This window comes from Sporosarcina sp. FSL K6-6792, from assembly GCF_038004885.1.
GTDB lineage: Bacteria > Bacillota > Bacilli > Bacillales_A > Planococcaceae > Sporosarcina > Sporosarcina psychrophila.
Genome location: NZ_JBBOSA010000001.1, coordinates 3534446 through 3552694 on the forward strand (window position 1 = coordinate 3534446; position 18249 = coordinate 3552694).

The window sequence follows — 18249 nt, forward strand, 5'->3', positions numbered from 1 at the left end:
AAATAAGCCGCTATCAATATGGATGGCGGCTTATTTTTCTTTTATTGGGAGGGGAATATATTATGAGTAATCCTAAAATGACGTATACAGATAAAGCTGAAAAAGCAATATTATTTAATTGGCTTCAGCGTTTTGGAAGCCGTTTTCAGACTGGTTTCATTTTGACGGATCCATCTGCCCCAGACGATCCGGTTGTTTTGATTAATGAAGCATTTACAAATATTACGGGTTACCCATCTGCAGAAGTGATAGGCCAGAACTTGCGATTCATGCAAGGCGAAGAAACTGATATGGAACTTATTGAGGAGATTAACAAGAAACTTCGTCAGGGCATGCCTGCGAATGCCGAGGTGCTGAACTATAAAAAAGACGGGACTCCGTTTTGGAATGAACTTATCATTCAGCCGCTTATTGACGGGAAAGGGGAAGCTCTATTTATTGCATCCTTCATTTTAGATGTGACTGAACGTAAAAAAGACGAATCCCTACTTCGATTACAAGAGGCGATTTTTTCAGGTATAAATGCGGGTGCAGAACTCTCTGATTTATTACAAAAGATAGGAACCGTTGTCGAATCTTTCTTTCCAAAAGGGTCTGTATGTTCGATTCTTTTCAAAGAGCAAAATGATGGGTGGTACATCGGAGCCGCGGATTCAGTACCTGATCAATTGCTTGGAGAAATATTGAATAATGAGGCACTTGAAACCAGTTATATATCAGAAGATGTGATTGTCATGGAAAATAATCGAGAGAAAGTTCTACAAGGAGAAAAACCGGTAATTGATTTCCATTCGAACTGGTCGGTTCCGACATTTGACAGTGAAGATGAAATGGACGGACTCGTAACGGTGTTCGTGAAGAAAAACGGAAATCCAACAGAAACTCAAATTCAGTTTCTCAAAAAGATGGTCCCGATTGTCCAAATGACAAGAAAGCATTATACACAGCAGGCAGAGTATCGCAGGCTTGCTTTTACTGACCCACAAACAGGATTGCCGAACCGTCATGCGTTTTTGAACCAACTTAAACATAATCTCTTAGATGGTCAAGGACATTTTGTTGCGGTCATAGAACCAGGTGAATACGCAAAAATAGTTGATCTATATGGAAGAAATGCAGCCGATGAATTGTTTATCCAGCTGGGCAAACGAATCGAAAAAGCAGGGAAAAGGAACTCGAACTATATCGGACGATTTTCAAGTGCATCACTTGTTATAACGGGCGAAAGTGGTGATGAGAACTACCTTTTCGAATTAGGTACGATTGTTTCGGAACCGTTTATTGTGGCGGGGCAGGAACTGTTCATCACACTAAAAATCGGAGTTTCATTTGCTGAAGGTGATAAAAAAAGTGAAGAGGAACTGCTGCGCCGGGCGGATATAGCTATGTCAGACGCGAAAAAGAAGCCTGGCAATGCGATGTCATTTTACAGGGATCTTCAAAACGAAGAAACAATCAAAGAAATGAAGATTTTCAATGAATTATCGAAAGCACTTATTGGACAGGAAATCGATGTCTACCTTCAGCCAAAAGTCGATTTGAAAGATGGAGCAATCATTGGCTTCGAAGCGCTTGCTCGCTGGTTTTCACCAGTGCTAGGCCCAGTTCCGCCGAATCTTTTCATCCCAGCCGCTGAAAATATGGGTAAAATCATTGAACTGGAAATAATTATATTATCTAAAGTAATGGAATGGCTGCGGAAACGTCAAAAGACAGGTGAAAAGATGTATCAGGTGGCCGTCAATATTTCTGTCCACCATTTCTTTGACCGGACTTTCGTCGAGAAGTTAATAAGGCTAGCTGATAACCATGACCTTTCACCCGAGCATATTATGTTGGAAATGACGGAGAGTATCGGACTCGTTGACATACAAAAGGCGAAATCGATTTTTCATGCACTAAATGCGGCAGGCTTCGAAATATCCGTCGATGATTTTGGTGTCGGCTATTCTTCGCTCAGCTATTTGCCTCAATTACCTCTTTGCGAATTGAAGATTGATCGAAGCTTCATTAGTGAGCTAGATGAACTGGGCACGCTTGCAGTCGTCAGAACAATCATTCAACTGGCTGAAAACCTTAATTTGACAACAGTTGCAGAAGGAATCGAAGAGGAAAGACATATTGAGATTTTACGTAATCTAGGCTGTAAAGTGGGGCAGGGTTTCTACTATTATAAGCCAATGCCTTTGCAAGAAATTGAACAATTGCTTGCCGAATAGTTAGACATTAAGTAGTCAGATGTCTAGCGTACCTGAACTGGAATATATCTGTTATAATGAACAGGACATTCTAATAAAGGGGCGAATATTAATGCCGAAAATACATGTTTTTGACCATCCACTTATCCAACATAAACTTACGTACATACGTGATATCGAGACAGGAACGAAAGAATTCCGTGAGCTTGTCGATGAAGTAGCGACACTTATGGCTTACGAAATCACGCGCGAACTTCCACTTAAAGAAGTGGAAGTTCAAACGCCGGTCTGTAAAGCTAAATCGAACGTACTTGCAGGCAAGAAGCTTGGAATCGTTCCAATCTTACGGGCAGGTATTGGTATGGTAGATGGAATTCTAAAATTAATTCCAGCGGCAAAAGTAGGTCATATCGGTCTATACCGTGATCCTGAAACATTGCAACCCATCGAATATTACGTAAAACTACCATCCGATGTATCGGTACGTGACTTCATTCTCGTCGACCCGATGCTTGCAACGGGCGGATCTGCAATTGCGGCGGTCGAATCATTGAAGAGCCGCGGTGCGAAAAACATTAAGTTCATGTGTCTAATTGCTGCTCCAGAAGGTGTGAAAGCATTGACAGATGCACATCCTGATGTGGATATTTATATCGCTGCGATGGATGAGAAATTGGATGAAAAAGGCTACATCGTACCAGGACTTGGTGATGCTGGCGACCGTCTATTCGGAACAAAATGATTTGGAAGGCGTGAAGATATTGACAAAGAAATGGAAAGTGATGACGATTTTCGGTACAAGGCCGGAAGCTATTAAAATGGCTCCGCTTGTGTTGGAATTGCAAAAGCATTCGGACGACATCGAATCGATTGTGACGGTTACAGCGCAACATCGTGAAATGCTGGACCAAGTGCTTCACACATTCGGTATCACACCAGATTTTGATCTTAATATCATGAAAGATCGGCAAACACTTGTTGATGTTGCAACACGCGGACTCGAAGGGCTTGACCGTATCATGAAAGAAGCGCAACCCGATATCGTACTGGTCCACGGAGATACGTCGACAACTTTCATCGGTGGACTTGCAGCGTTTTACAACCGAGTTTCGGTTGGACATGTTGAAGCAGGGCTTCGTACGTGGGATAAATATTCACCGTACCCGGAAGAAATGAATAGGCAGCTAACAGGTGTCATTGCTGATCTTCATTTTTCACCGACAGAACAATCGGCTAACAATTTGATAGCCGAAGGAAAATCGAAAGATCGCATCTATATCACCGGAAATACTGCGATTGATGCGCTTCAAACGACAGTGCGTGAAGAGTACTCACACCCTGTTCTCGATAAAATCGGAACGGACAGGCTTATATTACTAACTGCACATCGTCGTGAAAACCTTGGCGAACCAATGCGCAACATGTTCCGTGCTATAAACCGGTTACTTGTGAAACATGATGATATCCAAGTTATCTATCCTGTTCACATGAATCCGGCAGTGCGCGAAGTAGCTGATGAACTTCTTGGAGGCAACAACCGCATTCATCTGATCGAACCGCTTGAAGTTGTTGACTTCCACAATTTTGCAGCACGATCACACATTATCTTGACGGACTCAGGTGGTATCCAAGAAGAAGCGCCTTCACTTGGCAAACCGGTTATCGTCTTGCGCGATACAACCGAACGCCCGGAAGGTATCAAAGCGGGGACATTAAAACTGGCCGGTACAGATGAAGAAACAATCTTCACATTGACGGATGAACTTTTAACCAATGAAGCAGAATACAGCAGAATGGCAAAAGCGTCCAATCCATATGGTGACGGACACGCTTCTGAACGAATCGTTGAAGCGTTGAAAGAGTACTTATCTTCTATAGAATAACAAGTAGCACGACGACCGGATAAATCCGGTCGTATTTTTTTGGAATAGGGTCATGGAATCTCAAAAAAATAGGGAAAGTCCTAATGGAAAACCCAAAACCATTAATATTCATCGAACAACCTTCCAATTTTGTCGAATGTTTGACAATGTGAAGTCTTTGTGAAAAATTTCACTGTAATCAATTGACATCAAAATATGCCTATTGTATGCTTACAAAGGGTAAGAATGATAGGGTTTTCATATATGAAACGGCGACATAATGTGAATGTTAAGGCTGTGTTAGCATCCTATCGTTTTTTGACGGATGTGCAGAGGCTTAAATAGCATCATGCATTTGATTAAACGCAGCATCTGCCGAATTGCCTTCCATTCGACAATACTCGCACAACTTACAGGTTCCATCCTTTTCAGAGTCTTGCCAAGAATAGTGTAAGCGGCCTGCTTAGACTGGACAAATAACTGGCTGGACAGCGAAACGGGACCACCCCGCTTTTTCTTGTGATTTGCTTGCTACTAAGCCTTATCTCAATCGAAGTTGCAAGGCTCCATACAATTTGGAAATACGAATCAGGAGAATCACCTACATGCAAACATTGCAAGAAATTCATAGAAAGCAAAAGAAGGCTCTCTTTTTTTTGCTCGCATTGTTCGTTCTAGGGTGGGCATTAACTGATTTGAAGCCGATTTTCGCAGGATTAATTCTCGGATCTCTGTTCGGATTGTATAATTTTTGGATTCTTGTCCGTAGAATGGAGAGATTCGACAAGATTTTTACGGAGGGTAAGAAAAGAGCATCACTTGGAACGCTGATGCGTTTCGCATCCGGTGTGGCTGCGGCGGCAGTCGCGATTTCGCTGCCGGAACATTTTAACCTGGTTAGTTCGGTTATCGGGCTTATGATTCCTTACATCCTGCTATTGGCTGATGGGATTATATTCCGTACAAAAAACCATTAAAGCTTTTTCGAAGAAAAGAGCTTACATCGATTTTTGCTTTTTCGAAGAAATGAGCTAACATCGAACTTTTCTGTTTCTCAGAAAATGCTTAAACCGATTGTGAAAGGGAGGTGAACGAAACGTGACCCACGAAAATCCGACGATAGTGTGGCTCGGATTGACATTTAACTTGTCAAACGTCCTTATGCTTTTCATCACGTGCCTGATTGTATTCCTTATCGCATTCATTGCAACACGCAAAATGCAACTGAAACCTACGGGTATGCAGAACTTTATGGAATGGATCATGGATTTCGTAAAAGGTATTATTAAGAACAATATGGACTGGAAAACAGGCGGGCGCTTCCATGTACTTGGAATAACGCTATTAATGTTTGTTTTCGTAGCCAACGTAATCGGACTTCCATTCTCTATTCAAGTGAATCACGTGCTGTGGTGGAAATCACCAACGGCAGATCCAACAGTCACATTGACACTTGCTGCAATGGTCGTTGTTTTATCGCATTACTACGGTATCAAATTATTGGGCCTCAAAGAATATGGGAAGGGTTATTTAAAACCAATGCCATTTATGGCCCCATTGAAAGTAATTGAGGAGTTTGCAAACACGCTGACACTTGGTCTGCGTCTTTACGGTAACATCTATGCAGGTGAGGTCCTACTTGGTCTTCTTGCAACACTTGGAGCAGGAAGTGTCTACGGCTTTGTCGGCGCCCTGGTTCCAGCACTCGCTTGGCAAGGGTTCTCGATCTTTATCGGAGCAATCCAGGCATTCATCTTTGTTATGTTATCGATGGTCTATATGGCGCATAAAGTCAAAACAGACCATTAAACATATACTGCCCGTTTAACGGGTGAACAAACAAAAAAACTCGAAAATATTAGGAGGAAATTATACTATGGGTTTATTAGCAGCTGCAATCGCAATCGGTCTTGGTGCACTTGGTGCAGGTATCGGTAACGGTCTTATCGTTTCAAAAACAGTTGAAGGGATCGCTCGTCAACCAGAAGCACGTGGCGTTCTTCAATCAACAATGTTCATCGGTGTTGCACTAGTTGAGGCGATTCCTATTATCGCAGTAGTAGTAGCGTTCATCGTTATGAACAAATAATAATTACCAACAGTAACAAAATGGCGAAGAGCGCACTACAAAGTCCTTCGCCATTCCTTTATGGAGAAAAATGTGTAACACAACTTACGAAATAATGAACAACTAACTATATTCGATGAATTATAAGCTCTTGAAGGGAGTGAAACAATCGTGTTTTTGGATACCTTCGTCCTATTGGCAGCAGATGTAGCCGATCCAGGATTCTTAGCAAAACTGAACGACAGAATAAACCTTGGTGATATAATTGTCACACTTTCGTTTTTCACGATTCTCATGCTTCTTCTGAAGAAGTTTGCTTGGGGCCCACTTATGGGTGTCATGGATCAACGTGCTGAGTTGATTGCAAATGAAATCGAATCGGCTGAAAAGAGCCGTGCAGAATCACAAAAGATTCTTGAAGAACAGCGTAACCTTTTGAATGAAGCGCGTAATAACGCTCAGGCGATTGTTGAAAATGCCCGTAAGCAAGGCGAAACTCAACGTACAGAAATCATCACAGCTGCTCGTTCAGAAGTGGGTCGTATGAAAGAAGAAGCAACTCTTGAAATTGCATCTGAAAAAGACAAAGCGATCGCGGCTGTTCGCGGAGAATTCGTATCTCTTTCTATCCTTGCAGCATCTAAAGTGCTCGGTAAAGAAATTTCCGAGGAAGATAATCGTGCATTGATTGAAGAAACGATTGCGAAGGCAGGCGAAGGGCGATGAGCCAATCGGTTGTAGCAAAACGCTATGCACAAGCATTGTTTGAACTAGCACAAACAAACGGACAAACTGGCGCAATTCAAGAAGATCTTCTTGAATTGAAAAAAGTTTTCCAAACAAATCCAGAGCTCGGTCAATTACTTCAATCACCGAGATTAAAATCAGCAAAAAAGAAAGAGCTTATGGCAGATTCATTCAAAGGCGCGAATCAGCTCATTTTGAATACTTTGTTCCTAATGCTCGATAAAAAACGCATAGACGAGGTTGTAAACCTTGTTAACGAGTTTATCTCTTATGCGAATGATGCAGCAGGCATCGCTGACGCGAAAGTGTATTCTACACGTCTGCTTACAGTTGATGAAAGCCAAGCTATCTCTACTGCATTCGCCAAAAAGATTGGTAAAACAGCATTGCGAATTGAAAACATCATCGATCCGAGCTTACTTGGAGGCATCCGTCTTCAAATTGGTAACATTATCTACGACAGCAGCGTAAGCGCGAAGCTTGAGCGACTGGAACGGGATCTTATCGGTTCATAAATCTGAAATTTGAGGGGTGACATGCATGAGCATCAAAGCTGAGGAAATCAGTGTTCTCATAAAACAGCAGATTGAAAATTATCAATCTGAGATGAAAGTGAGCGAAGTCGGTACAGTTATCGCAATTGGTGACGGTATCGCACGTGCTCATGGCCTCGACAACGTCATGGCTGGGGAACTTTTAGAGTTCTCAACTGGCGTCATGGGTCTGGCTCAAAACTTGGAAGCGAACAACGTTGGTATCGTTATCCTAGGGCCTTACACAGACATCAAAGAAGGCGATGAAGTACGTCGAACAGGCCGTATTATGGAAGTTCCAGTTGGAAAAGAATTAATCGGACGCGTTGTAAATCCACTTGGGCAACCAGTTGATGGATTAGGTCCGATCAATACGACAAAAACACGTCCAATCGAAAGCCCAGCACAAGGGGTTATGGCGCGTAAATCCGTTCATGAACCACTACAAACGGGTATTAAAGCGATTGATGCACTTGTACCAATCGGCCGCGGACAGCGTGAATTGATCATTGGTGACCGTCAAACAGGTAAAACGACAGTTGCAATCGATACAATTTTGAACCAAGCTGACCAAGATATGATTTGTATTTATGTAGCAATCGGACAAAAGGAATCAACAGTTCGTGGTGTTGTTGAAACACTTCGTAAAAACGGCGCACTTGATTACACAATCGTTGTTACGGCGTCTGCTTCACAACCATCACCATTACTATACCTTGCACCATACACAGGAATAACAATGGCTGAAGAATTCATGTTCGATGGTAAGCACGTTCTAATCGTTTATGATGATCTATCTAAACAAGCAGCGGCATACCGTGAACTTTCTTTACTACTTCGTCGTCCTCCAGGCCGTGAAGCTTATCCTGGTGATGTTTTCTATCTTCACTCTCGTTTACTTGAACGCGCAGCGAAGTTGAATGACTCACTTGGTGCAGGTTCTATCACGGCATTACCATTCGTTGAAACACAAGCTGGAGATATCTCTGCTTATATTCCAACGAACGTAATTTCTATCACTGATGGACAAATTTTCCTTCAATCTGACCTATTCTTCTCGGGTGTACGTCCAGCGATTAACGCCGGTCTTTCAGTTTCCCGTGTTGGTGGATCAGCGCAAATCAAAGCAATGAAAAAAGTTGCGGGTACACTTCGTCTTGACCTTGCGGCATACCGTGAGCTTGAAGCGTTCTCACAATTCGGCTCAAACCTTGATTCTGCAACTCAAGCGAAACTGGACCGCGGAGCGCGTACAGTTGAAATCTTGAAGCAAGACTTGAATAAACCATTTAAAGTTGAGCAACAAGTTATGGTTCTTTACGCATTGACACGTGGATTCCTAGACGATATCGCTGTCAAAGATATTCTTCGTTTCGAAAGCGAACTTTTAAGCTGGCTTGAAACTAACCACACTGACGTTTTAGATCATATTCGTACGACGAAAGACCTTCCAGCTGATGAATTGATGGCAACAGCACTCAACGCATTCAAGAAGATTTTCGCACGTTCTGAATAATTCTAGTTGGAATCAAATTTGACGTTCTTCGTCAAAGTGACCAAAAAAAACAAAAGGTGGTGAGAATTGCCAATGGCATCTTTACGCGACATAGAAAACCGTATTAAATCGACGAAAAAGACAAGTCAGATTACGAAAGCAATGCAAATGGTCTCTGCTTCTAAATTAAGCCGTGCCGAGCTGAATGCGAAAGCGTTCATCCCGTACATGGAAAAAATTCAAGAAGTTGTAGGTTCAATCGCAGCTGGAACAAGTGACTTGAGTCACCCGATGATGATATCTAGACCTGTTAAAAAGACAGGTTATATCGTGATTACATCTGACCGTGGACTTGTAGGGGGTTACAATGCTAACATCCTACGTATCGCAAAACGTGCGATTGAAACACGCCACACTTCGAAAGAAGAAGTGAGCATCATTTCAATCGGACAAAAAGGCCACGACTATTTCGAAAGACTAGGTTTCAACATAGCTGAAAGTAAGGTCGGTCTATCTGACCATCCTTCTTTCGACGAAATAAAAGATATCGCGAAGCGTGCTGTTGGCATGTTCACAGAAGGCGAGTATGACGAAGTGTACTTGTATTACAACCACTTCGTTTCCGCCATCGCAAGTGAAGTGACGGAAAAGAAATTGCTTCCGCTCACTGATATCACATCGACTGCCGCTACTACTTCATATGAGTTTGAGCCTTCAGGCGAAGCAATTCTTGAAGTGCTTCTGCCGCAATACGCGGAAAGCCTTATTTATGGAGCTGTAATTGACGGAAAAGCGAGTGAACATGCTTCCAGTATGACAGCGATGAAAACTGCTACTGATAATGCAGCTGATTTGATAGATTCTTTAACACTTTCATTCAACCGTGCACGACAAGCTGCGATCACGCAACAAATTACGGAGATCGTTGGCGGCGTCGCAGCTCTTGAATAAGAGTGGGCACTGTACGGCAAAGAGTAAGACAGGAGGGAAAAAGTATGAATAAAGGACATGTTCTTCAAGTAATGGGTCCGGTTGTTGACGTTAAGTTTGAAGACGGACAACTTCCATCTATTTATAACGCATTGAAGGTCCAAATTGAACGTCCAAACGCTGAGCCTGAAACGTTGACACTTGAAGTCGCGCTACACCTCGGGGATGATTCTGTACGTACTATTGCGATGTCTTCAACAGATGGTCTACAACGTGGTACTGTAGTTGATGATATGGGTTCTTCGATTACTGTCCCAGTTGGTGACATTACACTAGGACGCGTATTTAACGTACTTGGAGAGATTATTGACCTTGGTGAGGAAATCCCGGCTTCAGAACGCCGCGACCCGATTCACCGTTTAGCTCCAGTATTCGAAGAACTTTCAACTGAAGTTGAAATTCTTGAAACAGGTATTAAAGTTGTTGACATGCTTGCTCCATACATTAAAGGCGGTAAAATCGGCCTCTTCGGTGGTGCTGGTGTAGGTAAAACAGTTCTAATACAAGAATTGATCAATAACATCGCTCAAGAACACGGTGGTATTTCCGTATTCGCAGGCGTTGGAGAACGTACTCGTGAAGGTAATGACTTGTTCTACGAAATGACAGATTCCGGCGTTATTAAGAAAACGGCAATGGTATTCGGTCAAATGAATGAGCCACCTGGTGCACGTATGCGTGTTGCATTAACTGGTCTTACAATGGCAGAACATTTCCGTGACGTACAAGGCGCGAACGTGCTTCTGTTCATCGATAATATTTTCCGCTTCACACAAGCGGGTTCTGAAGTTTCAGCACTACTTGGCCGTATGCCATCAGCAGTTGGTTACCAACCGACACTGGCAACGGAAATGGGTATGCTTCAAGAACGTATTACATCGACAAACTTAGGTTCTGTTACGTCTATCCAAGCAATTTATGTACCAGCGGATGACTATACTGACCCGGCTCCTGCTACGACGTTTGCTCACCTTGACGCAACGACGAACCTTGAGCGTAAACTTTCTGAAATGGGTATTTACCCTGCGGTTGACCCACTTGCTTCGACTTCACGTGCATTAAGCCCGGAAATCGTTGGCGAAGAGCATTACAACGTTGCACGTCAAGTTCAACAAACGCTTCAGCGTTACCGTGAACTTCAAGATATCATCGCAATCCTAGGTATGGATGAACTTGGAGAAGAAGATAAGCAGTTAGTTGGACGCGCACGTCGTGTTCAAAACTTCCTGTCACAAAACTTCCACGTTGCTGAGCAGTTCACAGGACAAAAAGGATCTTACGTACAGGTTTCCGAAACAATTAAAGGCTTCAGCGAAATTCTTGCAGGTAAGTACGATCACCTTCCAGAAGACGCATTCCGACTTGTTGGAACGATTGAAGACGTAATTGCAAAAGCTAAAGGTATGGGTGTTGAAGTTTAATTCAATTCAGCAGGATTCTAACCCCTTCTGAATTGAATTATAGCCTCAGGCGGATGTCACAGATTTTTATTGGGCTTACTCGATAAAAAACTGGGTGTAAATACACCGAGGCGTACTTGATTAGAAGGGACCAGGAGGGAAAAAAATGAAGACAATTAAAGTCAATATCGTCACTCCCGACGGCCCTGTTGTTGAAACTGAAGCGAACATGATCATCGCAGTTACCGAAACAGGTGAAATCGGGATCCTTCCCGGCCACATCGCGATGGTCGCACCGCTTCAAATCGGTGGGCTTCGCCTGCAGAAGGATGATTCGACGGAACAAATTGCCGTTCATGGCGGTTTCATCGAAGTCCGTCCGGATGTTGTCACTGTTTTAGCACAAAGTGCAGAACTGGCTTCTTCTATTGATATCGACCGTGCTAAAAAAGCGGCGAAACTAGCAGAAGAGACACTTCAGGCAAAAAAAGAAGGCAGAGAACACGAATTAGCGGCACTGGATTTAGAACGTGCCCTCAATCGTATCAATGTCTACGAAACAAGAAAAAAATGAGTTGTTGATGTGGGCGGACAGGGGAAAAAATTCTTCTGTTCGCCTTTTCAATGTAGTCATACCAAATCTTCAATTCTAGCTTAATGAACAAGGGAGGGCTTCAAATGGGCGACATAATTGCATTTCAACCACTTTTGGCCATCGTATCGCATACTTTTTTTATAGCCATCTCGTTTTATGCACTACAGGCAATCATGCCAGAAAAAATTATTAAAAAGAACCGTGTCTTCCAAGCACAATTATTGTTCATTTTACTCAGTATTTTAATGGGTTGGGCAGTATCGAATTTCTTTTTAGAGCTATCCTATTGGTCAGGAAGACTTCCATTTATGTTTGGCTAAAGTTTCAATTTCGATTCAATATATGTACTTTTTATACGATGAGTTGATAAGATACATGTAGTCGCCGCGTATATGAAAAAGCCGTAGATGTCTCCGTAAGAATACTACTATGACTTGATAAAGAAATTCGTATTCGGGGCGATGACATGAAATTCATCACTTTGTGTTAATGTAAGGTTTGTTATTACTTAATACGGGGAACTTAAGTGACAAGCGGAGAGCTATTATGACACAAAACGGCAAAAGTGCACATAGTATAAACTACTTGGCGCTTAGACCGAAAAATAGACCAGACGTTACTTGTTTAATAAGCAAGGGCACTGTAGAATAGTATATGTTTTGATGATGAATTTTTTGCAAAAATAATATATAACTACAACATGTTTGGCTACAACTTAGGAGTCGGAGGGACTTGTTTTGGATAAAATAATTATCAACGGTGGACGTGTACTTAAAGGAAACGTTCGAGTCGAGGGCGCTAAAAACGCAGTATTACCGATACTTGCGGCTGCACTTCTTGCATCAGAGGGTGTAAACGTAATACGTGACGTTCCAAATCTATCAGACGTTGGGACAATAAATCAAGTACTGAAAAGTTTAAATGCGAATGTGGATTATACACCTGAATTAAATGAAGTCATTATCGATTCTTCGGGTACGCTTTCAAGTGAAGCACAGTTCGAATATGTACGGAAAATGCGTGCATCTATTCTTGTCATGGGCCCACTACTTGCGCGTAATGGCTTTGCACGCGTTGCCATGCCTGGTGGTTGTGCAATTGGATCACGACCAATTGACCAACATTTAAAAGGCTTTGAAGCGATGGGGGCAGAAATTACATTTGGCCACGGGCACGTTGAAGCGAAAGCGGAAAACGGTTTGAAAGGCGCTAAAATTTATCTCGATTTCCCAAGTGTCGGTGCAACTGAAAATATCATGACTGCAGCGGCATTGGCTAAAGGAACGACAATCATTGAAAACGCGGCGAAGGAACCTGAAATTGTTGACCTTGCCAACTTTATTAATGAAATGGGCGGTAAAGTTGTTGGAGCTGGTACGGATAATATCCGAATCGAAGGCGTCAATCAATTACATGGCACAATTCATCATATTATACCTGATCGTATCGAAACAGGTACATTCATGGTAGCAGCTGCAATTACAGGTGGCGATGTCATCATTGAAAATGCCGTACCTGAGCATAATGCTGCACTTATTTCGAAAATGGGCGAAATGGGCGTCGTAATTACGGAATTAGATGAAGGAGTTCGCGTTACTGCACAACTGCCTTTGAAATCCGTAGATTTGAAAACAATGCCACATCCAGGTTTCCCAACAGATATGCAGTCCCAAATGATGGCGCTTATGCTAACGTCGACGGGTACTGGTATCATAACTGAAACAGTTTTTGAAAATCGTTTCATGCACGTTGAAGAATTCCGCCGCATGAATGCTTCTATTAAAATCGAAGGCAGATCGGTTATTATTACAGGACCATCTGAACTTCAAGGCGCTGAAGTGGCGGCTACGGATCTTCGTGCAGCTGCAGCCCTTATTCTTGGAGGACTTGTAGCAGAAGGCGTTACTCGCGTTACTGAACTGGAGCATCTTGACCGCGGATATGTGAATTTCCATGGTAAACTTGCTGCACTTGGAGCGGATATCGTCCGTGTTTCACCGGAAATGCAAACGGAAAAATCAGCACAACTCGTTTAATCAAATTCAATACGTATTTGGAAAAGGCTGTAGAGCATTAACTGCGGCCTTTTTCGCATTTCATTTTATGTAATTATACGGGCAGGATGTTACGCACGTAGACTGCCTACGTTTGTAAAGGTACTCTGCACTTTCGCTCACCTCTAGACTACGCTCGAGGTATAAGTCAACCCAGCTAGAAAGGATTGAACTGCATCCTTCCCGGACAAAGAACGTCGCTTGGGTCTGCAGGATGCAGGCATTGCGACACGACGTCGCGAACTTAGACTACCTTCCTTTACTCATCTTATGCTTGTCGCATCTAGACCGAGTCCTGCACTTTCGCTAGTATGCCCAAAAAAGCAGGAATAAAACCCAATATGATTCATATAATTAATCATGGACAAACTACTAACAGCGTTATTCATTATACTTCTATTTTTCATCCCTCTATTATTGAGGCAGACGCCCGAAAAAGTCACTGAGCCCGGAGAACAGAAAGTAGAACTTTGCCCCGTAGACATCATGATTGCCGGTGCGGACAAGCCAATCTCGCTTGAGGAATATGTAGTGGGGGTCGTCGCAGCTGAAATGCCTGCAACGTTCCAGGAAGAGGCGCTAAAAGCTCAAGCGATTGCGGCCCGTACATATGCACTCCAGACAACAGATAACGGTAAAAAGGCAATTGCTCCTGACGTTTCCGCACAAGTCTATTCGTCAGAGGAGAAACGGAAAGAGCGATGGGGAAAAGAATTTAAGCGCAATGAAAAGAAAGTGCGTGCAGCGGTGGAAGCGACTGCGGGAGATACCATTGTTTATCAAGACAAAATGATATCGGCAATGTTTTTTTCCACATCTAATGGGAAGACTGAGACAGCACAAAACTTTAGCGGCAATGATATTCCCTATCTACAAAGTGTGGAAAGTCCCGGGGAGGGGGACGTTGAGGCAAAGGTAGAACGAACAGCCGAAATTCCGCTTGCTAAATGGAATAAAACAATCGGGGGCAAGTGGAATGCCGATAGTTTCAGGTCGTTACAACTTGTACGCAATCCAACGGGCCGTGTCCAAAAAGTCGTAACTTCTGAATTCCAAGCGAGTGGTAGGGAAGTGCGTGAATTATTGGGACTAGCATCCACGGACTTTGATATCGCATTTGATGTGACAAATAAAATAGTACATGTAACAACGACAGGATATGGCCACGGCGTTGGGATGAGTCAATATGGAGCAGAAGCATATGCTCAGAAAGGATGGGCAGCCGAGAAAATTCTTTTACACTATTACACAGGCACGCAAATAAAAAAATTCACATTACTTGATTCCCAATGTTTAAAAACTCCTTCACTTGCAAATAATAGCGAGTGAGGTGATGACAATGCGAGAAGAAAAACCGAAAGCCCCTTCTCAGAAGAACAAAAGTGCAAAGACAAAAAGCTGGTTTTGGCCTGTAGTCTATTCGGGTATCGCAATCGTCTTCGTCGGCATGATCTGGGGTTATAATGCATTCATGAAAGATGATGCCCCAGGATTTGCGGACGTTGCAGGGAATGACCCTAAAGACGGATTGACGGTCGAGACGAACGCTGTAAAGGAAATGCCTAAATATCCATTTCCTGAAGCGCTCATTGATGATGTGGCCATTCTGCAAGATTATTATGATGTAGATGCAGAGGAAGCCATGCGTGAAAGTGCTATGCTCGTATTCGATCAGCAATATGTGATGAACACTGGCGTAACCATTTCAGTACAAGGCAAGCCATTCGAAGTCGTCGCTTCACTAAGCGGCACCGTGGATGATGTCGTGCTAGACCCATTTAAAGGTGATGAAATCATACTTTCTCATGCAGATGGGTTGAAAACAATCTATCGATCCGTCTCAGGTATTCTCGTTAAAAAAGGTGAAGAGGTGGATCAGGGCCAAGCGCTCGGCACCGCTGCAGAAAACGATTGGAATAGTACAGTCGGTATCCACATTAATTTCGAAGTCCAAAAAGATGGAGTAGTCGTCAATCCGCGCTCATATCTTGCATTTTAAAACAGCACGTTCCCAGCCATTCCCGAATCAATCCGGAGTGGCTTTTTTTTTGTGTGAAATCAGACATAACCAACGCTGAACCGGTCATATCCCGCGCTTGCCGATCATAACCACCGCCGAATCGATCATATCTCACGCTTGCCGATCATAACTGCCGTGGAATCGATCATATCCCGCGCCACCCGATCATAACCACCGCCGAATCGATCATATCTCACACTGTCCGATCCTAACCGCCGCCGAATCGATCATATCCCAGGCTGCCCGATCATAACCGCCGCTGAATCGATCATATCCCGCGCCACCCGATCATAACCGCCGTCGATCCGATCATATCCCGCGCCACCCGATCATAACCACCGTCGATCCGATCATATCCCGCGCCACCCGATCATAACCACCGCCGAATCGATCATATCCCACGCCATCCGATCATAACTTCTGCCGAATCGATCATATCCCACGCGACCCGATCATAACTGCCGTGGAATCGATCATATCCCACGCTACCCGATCATAACTGCCGTGGAATCGATCATATCCCACGCTGCCCGATCATAACCACCGCCGAATCGATCATATCTCACGCTGCCCGATCATAACTTCTGTCGAATCGATCATATCCCGAGCCCCCCGATAATAACCTCCGCCGAATCAATCATATTCGCACGCCAACTAATCTACTGTCCCTCAACGACCGCCCGCATATCAAGCCCATTAATTGCATAAGATAAAGGAAGAATCGGACCTGACACGAAAGGAAGAGGGCGTGCACGAGCAAATACGGAGGCGATGCGTGCGCCTCGGAAAAATGTTGCTGGAAACTGGACTTACCGTACGGGCGTTAGCAAAAGCGACAGGCTATTCGAAAAGCACGGTCCACAAAGATTTGACGGAACGTTTGCCTAACGTCGATGTGGCACTGTCTGAAGAAGTCGCAAAAATACTTGCCTATCATAAGTCTGTCAGACATTTACGGGGCGGCGAGGCGACGAGAGTTAAATGGATGAACGAAACGAAAAAAGTAGGAAGCAGTTAGGATGAAAGGCGGATCGCAGACTCATTGCGATCCGCCTTTCATATTGTCTAGACTCCAGGCGCTAAACTCTCTCGCGATATGTCTTTCGCGTCTGAACGGTGCCTTCCGCTTTTCCTTTAATCTTTCAATCAAATAGTTCTAAAGTATATTCATTGCCAGTTAACTATGGTAAAATTGTTAGTTAGTAGCGTATACATACACGGGAATATCCGATGATGCAGGTGGAAGGGGAAACAGAAACAATGTTTGCAAAAGATATTGGAATTGACCTCGGTACGGCCAACGTCTTAATACACGTTAAAGGAAAAGGGATTGTTCTAAACGAACCCTCAGTCGTGGCAATTGATAAAAACACGAATAAAGTACTGGCAGTCGGAGAAGAAGCAAGACAAATGGTTGGTAGGACGCCTGCCAATATTATTGCGATTAGACCTATGAAAGACGGGGTTATCGCTGATTTTGATGTAACAGAAGCTATGCTTAGCCACTTCATTAATAAATTGGACGTTAAAGGATTTTTATCAAAACCTAGAATTCTTATCTGTTGTCCTACAAACATTACGAGTGTTGAACAGAAAGCCATTCGACAAGCCGCTGAAAAATCGGGCGGTAAGAAAATTTATCTTGAAGAAGAACCAAAAGTTGCAGCAATTGGAGCTGGAATGGATATTTTTCAACCGAGCGGCAACATGGTTATCGATATCGGTGGAGGTACAACAGATGTCGCTGTTTTATCGATGGGAGACATCGTTACATCGCGCTCTATCACTGTAGCTGGAGATACTTTTGACAACGATATTACACAATATATTAAACACCATTATAAGTTGCTTATCGGAGAACGGACTGCAGAAAATATCAAATTCAATGTTGGTACGGTTTTCCCAGGCAGTCGAAAAGAACAGATAGACATAAGAGGACGTGACATGGTTTCGGGACTTCCCCGCACTGTGACAATCCATTCAGATGAAATCGCTGTAGCACTAAAAGAATCAATCTATATGATTGTCCATGCAGCGAAAAATGTCTTGGAAAAAACACCACCTGAATTGTCTGCTGACATTATCGATCGTGGCGTATTTCTTACTGGGGGCGGTGCGTTATTGCACGGCATCGACCAATTACTCGCTGATGAATTGAAAGTACCTGTATTCATTTCAGATAATCCGCTCGATTGCGTTGCAATTGGGACAGGCATTTTATTGGAGAATATGGATAAAATCTCTAACCGTTAGAAATTGTTAACAACTCTAATTTTGAAGTAAGAGG

At 43.3% G+C, this 18249-nt stretch carries 18 protein-coding genes; all 18 read left to right on the plus strand.

The window, feature by feature from the left end:
• The first annotated feature begins 62 nt into the window (after positions 1 to 62).
• The 18 genes from MKZ26_RS17300 to MKZ26_RS17385 all read left to right on the plus strand — a co-directional run bounded on the left by MKZ26_RS17300 (position 63) and on the right by MKZ26_RS17385 (position 18215).
• Positions 63 to 2219 (plus strand): putative bifunctional diguanylate cyclase/phosphodiesterase, encoded by a 2157-nt coding sequence (locus MKZ26_RS17300; RefSeq protein WP_340766921.1) that lies wholly within the window; start codon positions 63 to 65, stop codon positions 2217 to 2219.
• Positions 2220 to 2310: 91 nt separating this feature from the next.
• The gene (gene upp / locus MKZ26_RS17305) at positions 2311 to 2940 is read left to right on the plus strand and encodes a uracil phosphoribosyltransferase (RefSeq protein ID WP_340766922.1); all 630 of its coding nucleotides are present in this window, start codon (positions 2311 to 2313) and stop codon (positions 2938 to 2940) included.
• A 19-nt stretch (positions 2941 to 2959) separates the two neighbouring features.
• Positions 2960 to 4081: a non-hydrolyzing UDP-N-acetylglucosamine 2-epimerase gene (wecB, locus tag MKZ26_RS17310; protein ID WP_067214075.1), complete on the plus strand. Its 1122-nt coding sequence runs from the start codon at positions 2960 to 2962 to the stop codon at positions 4079 to 4081.
• Positions 4082 to 4665: 584 nt separating this feature from the next.
• The gene (locus MKZ26_RS17315) at positions 4666 to 5037 is read left to right on the plus strand and encodes an ATP synthase subunit I (protein ID WP_067213126.1); all 372 of its coding nucleotides are present in this window, start codon (positions 4666 to 4668) and stop codon (positions 5035 to 5037) included.
• A gap of 121 nt (positions 5038 to 5158) precedes the next feature.
• Positions 5159 to 5869: a F0F1 ATP synthase subunit A gene (gene atpB, locus MKZ26_RS17320; RefSeq protein ID WP_340766923.1), complete on the plus strand. Its 711-nt coding sequence runs from the start codon at positions 5159 to 5161 to the stop codon at positions 5867 to 5869.
• Positions 5870 to 5936: 67 nt separating this feature from the next.
• Positions 5937 to 6149: a F0F1 ATP synthase subunit C gene (atpE, locus tag MKZ26_RS17325; RefSeq protein WP_067213121.1), complete on the plus strand. Its 213-nt coding sequence runs from the start codon at positions 5937 to 5939 to the stop codon at positions 6147 to 6149.
• Positions 6150 to 6299: 150 nt separating this feature from the next.
• A complete protein-coding gene (gene atpF / locus MKZ26_RS17330) occupies positions 6300 to 6854 on the plus strand; it encodes a F0F1 ATP synthase subunit B (RefSeq protein ID WP_082786737.1) in 555 nt (184 codons plus the stop codon).
• Positions 6851 to 7390, plus strand: a complete 540-nt coding sequence (locus MKZ26_RS17335; protein WP_067213118.1) for a F0F1 ATP synthase subunit delta — start codon at positions 6851 to 6853, stop codon at positions 7388 to 7390. Before atpF ends, MKZ26_RS17335 begins: the two co-directional genes overlap by 4 nt.
• A gap of 25 nt (positions 7391 to 7415) precedes the next feature.
• Positions 7416 to 8924, plus strand: a complete 1509-nt coding sequence (atpA, locus tag MKZ26_RS17340; protein WP_340766924.1) for a F0F1 ATP synthase subunit alpha — start codon at positions 7416 to 7418, stop codon at positions 8922 to 8924.
• Positions 8925 to 8996: 72 nt separating this feature from the next.
• The gene (gene atpG, locus MKZ26_RS17345) at positions 8997 to 9854 is read left to right on the plus strand and encodes an ATP synthase F1 subunit gamma (protein ID WP_340766925.1); all 858 of its coding nucleotides are present in this window, start codon (positions 8997 to 8999) and stop codon (positions 9852 to 9854) included.
• A gap of 44 nt (positions 9855 to 9898) precedes the next feature.
• Positions 9899 to 11314, plus strand: a complete 1416-nt coding sequence (gene atpD / locus MKZ26_RS17350; RefSeq protein ID WP_340766926.1) for a F0F1 ATP synthase subunit beta — start codon at positions 9899 to 9901, stop codon at positions 11312 to 11314.
• A gap of 145 nt (positions 11315 to 11459) precedes the next feature.
• Positions 11460 to 11867: a F0F1 ATP synthase subunit epsilon gene (locus MKZ26_RS17355; RefSeq protein ID WP_067213107.1), complete on the plus strand. Its 408-nt coding sequence runs from the start codon at positions 11460 to 11462 to the stop codon at positions 11865 to 11867.
• Between the two features lie 104 nt (positions 11868 to 11971).
• Positions 11972 to 12208 carry a DUF1146 family protein gene (locus MKZ26_RS17360; RefSeq protein ID WP_067213105.1) on the plus strand — a complete coding sequence of 79 codons (237 nt, stop codon included), beginning with the start codon at positions 11972 to 11974 and terminating at the stop codon, positions 12206 to 12208.
• A 417-nt stretch (positions 12209 to 12625) separates the two neighbouring features.
• The gene (murA, locus tag MKZ26_RS17365; protein ID WP_340766927.1) at positions 12626 to 13924 is read left to right on the plus strand and encodes a UDP-N-acetylglucosamine 1-carboxyvinyltransferase; all 1299 of its coding nucleotides are present in this window, start codon (positions 12626 to 12628) and stop codon (positions 13922 to 13924) included.
• A gap of 378 nt (positions 13925 to 14302) precedes the next feature.
• Positions 14303 to 15271, plus strand: a complete 969-nt coding sequence (gene spoIID / locus MKZ26_RS17370) for a stage II sporulation protein D (protein WP_067213100.1) — start codon at positions 14303 to 14305, stop codon at positions 15269 to 15271.
• Between the two features lie 10 nt (positions 15272 to 15281).
• Positions 15282 to 15941, plus strand: a complete 660-nt coding sequence (locus MKZ26_RS17375) for a M23 family metallopeptidase (protein WP_340766928.1) — start codon at positions 15282 to 15284, stop codon at positions 15939 to 15941.
• Between the two features lie 769 nt (positions 15942 to 16710).
• A complete protein-coding gene (locus tag MKZ26_RS17380; RefSeq protein ID WP_067213089.1) occupies positions 16711 to 16980 on the plus strand; it encodes a sporulation transcriptional regulator SpoIIID in 270 nt (89 codons plus the stop codon).
• Between the two features lie 242 nt (positions 16981 to 17222).
• Positions 17223 to 18215, plus strand: a complete 993-nt coding sequence (locus MKZ26_RS17385; protein WP_340767680.1) for a rod shape-determining protein — start codon at positions 17223 to 17225, stop codon at positions 18213 to 18215.
• Positions 18216 to 18249: the final 34 nt, after the last annotated feature.

Bases quoted from the DNA above. Each gene is read 5' to 3' on its own strand.
- MKZ26_RS17300 (WP_340766921.1), top strand. From the start codon at position 63: ATGAGTAATCCTAAAATGACGTATACAGATAAAGCTGAAAAAGCAATA.
- upp (WP_340766922.1), top strand. From the start codon at position 2,311: ATGCCGAAAATACATGTTTTTGACCATCCACTTATCCAACATAAACTT.
- MKZ26_RS17315 (WP_067213126.1), top strand. From the start codon at position 4,666: ATGCAAACATTGCAAGAAATTCATAGAAAGCAAAAGAAGGCTCTCTTT.
- atpE (WP_067213121.1), top strand. From the start codon at position 5,937: ATGGGTTTATTAGCAGCTGCAATCGCAATCGGTCTTGGTGCACTTGGT.
- MKZ26_RS17335 (WP_067213118.1), top strand. From the start codon at position 6,851: ATGAGCCAATCGGTTGTAGCAAAACGCTATGCACAAGCATTGTTTGAA.
- atpA (WP_340766924.1), top strand. From the start codon at position 7,416: ATGAGCATCAAAGCTGAGGAAATCAGTGTTCTCATAAAACAGCAGATT.
- atpG (WP_340766925.1), top strand. From the start codon at position 8,997: ATGGCATCTTTACGCGACATAGAAAACCGTATTAAATCGACGAAAAAG.
- atpD (WP_340766926.1), top strand. From the start codon at position 9,899: ATGAATAAAGGACATGTTCTTCAAGTAATGGGTCCGGTTGTTGACGTT.
- MKZ26_RS17355 (WP_067213107.1), top strand. From the start codon at position 11,460: ATGAAGACAATTAAAGTCAATATCGTCACTCCCGACGGCCCTGTTGTT.
- MKZ26_RS17360 (WP_067213105.1), top strand. From the start codon at position 11,972: ATGGGCGACATAATTGCATTTCAACCACTTTTGGCCATCGTATCGCAT.
- spoIID (WP_067213100.1), top strand. From the start codon at position 14,303: ATGGACAAACTACTAACAGCGTTATTCATTATACTTCTATTTTTCATC.
- MKZ26_RS17375 (WP_340766928.1), top strand. From the start codon at position 15,282: ATGCGAGAAGAAAAACCGAAAGCCCCTTCTCAGAAGAACAAAAGTGCA.
- MKZ26_RS17385 (WP_340767680.1), top strand. From the start codon at position 17,223: ATGTTTGCAAAAGATATTGGAATTGACCTCGGTACGGCCAACGTCTTA.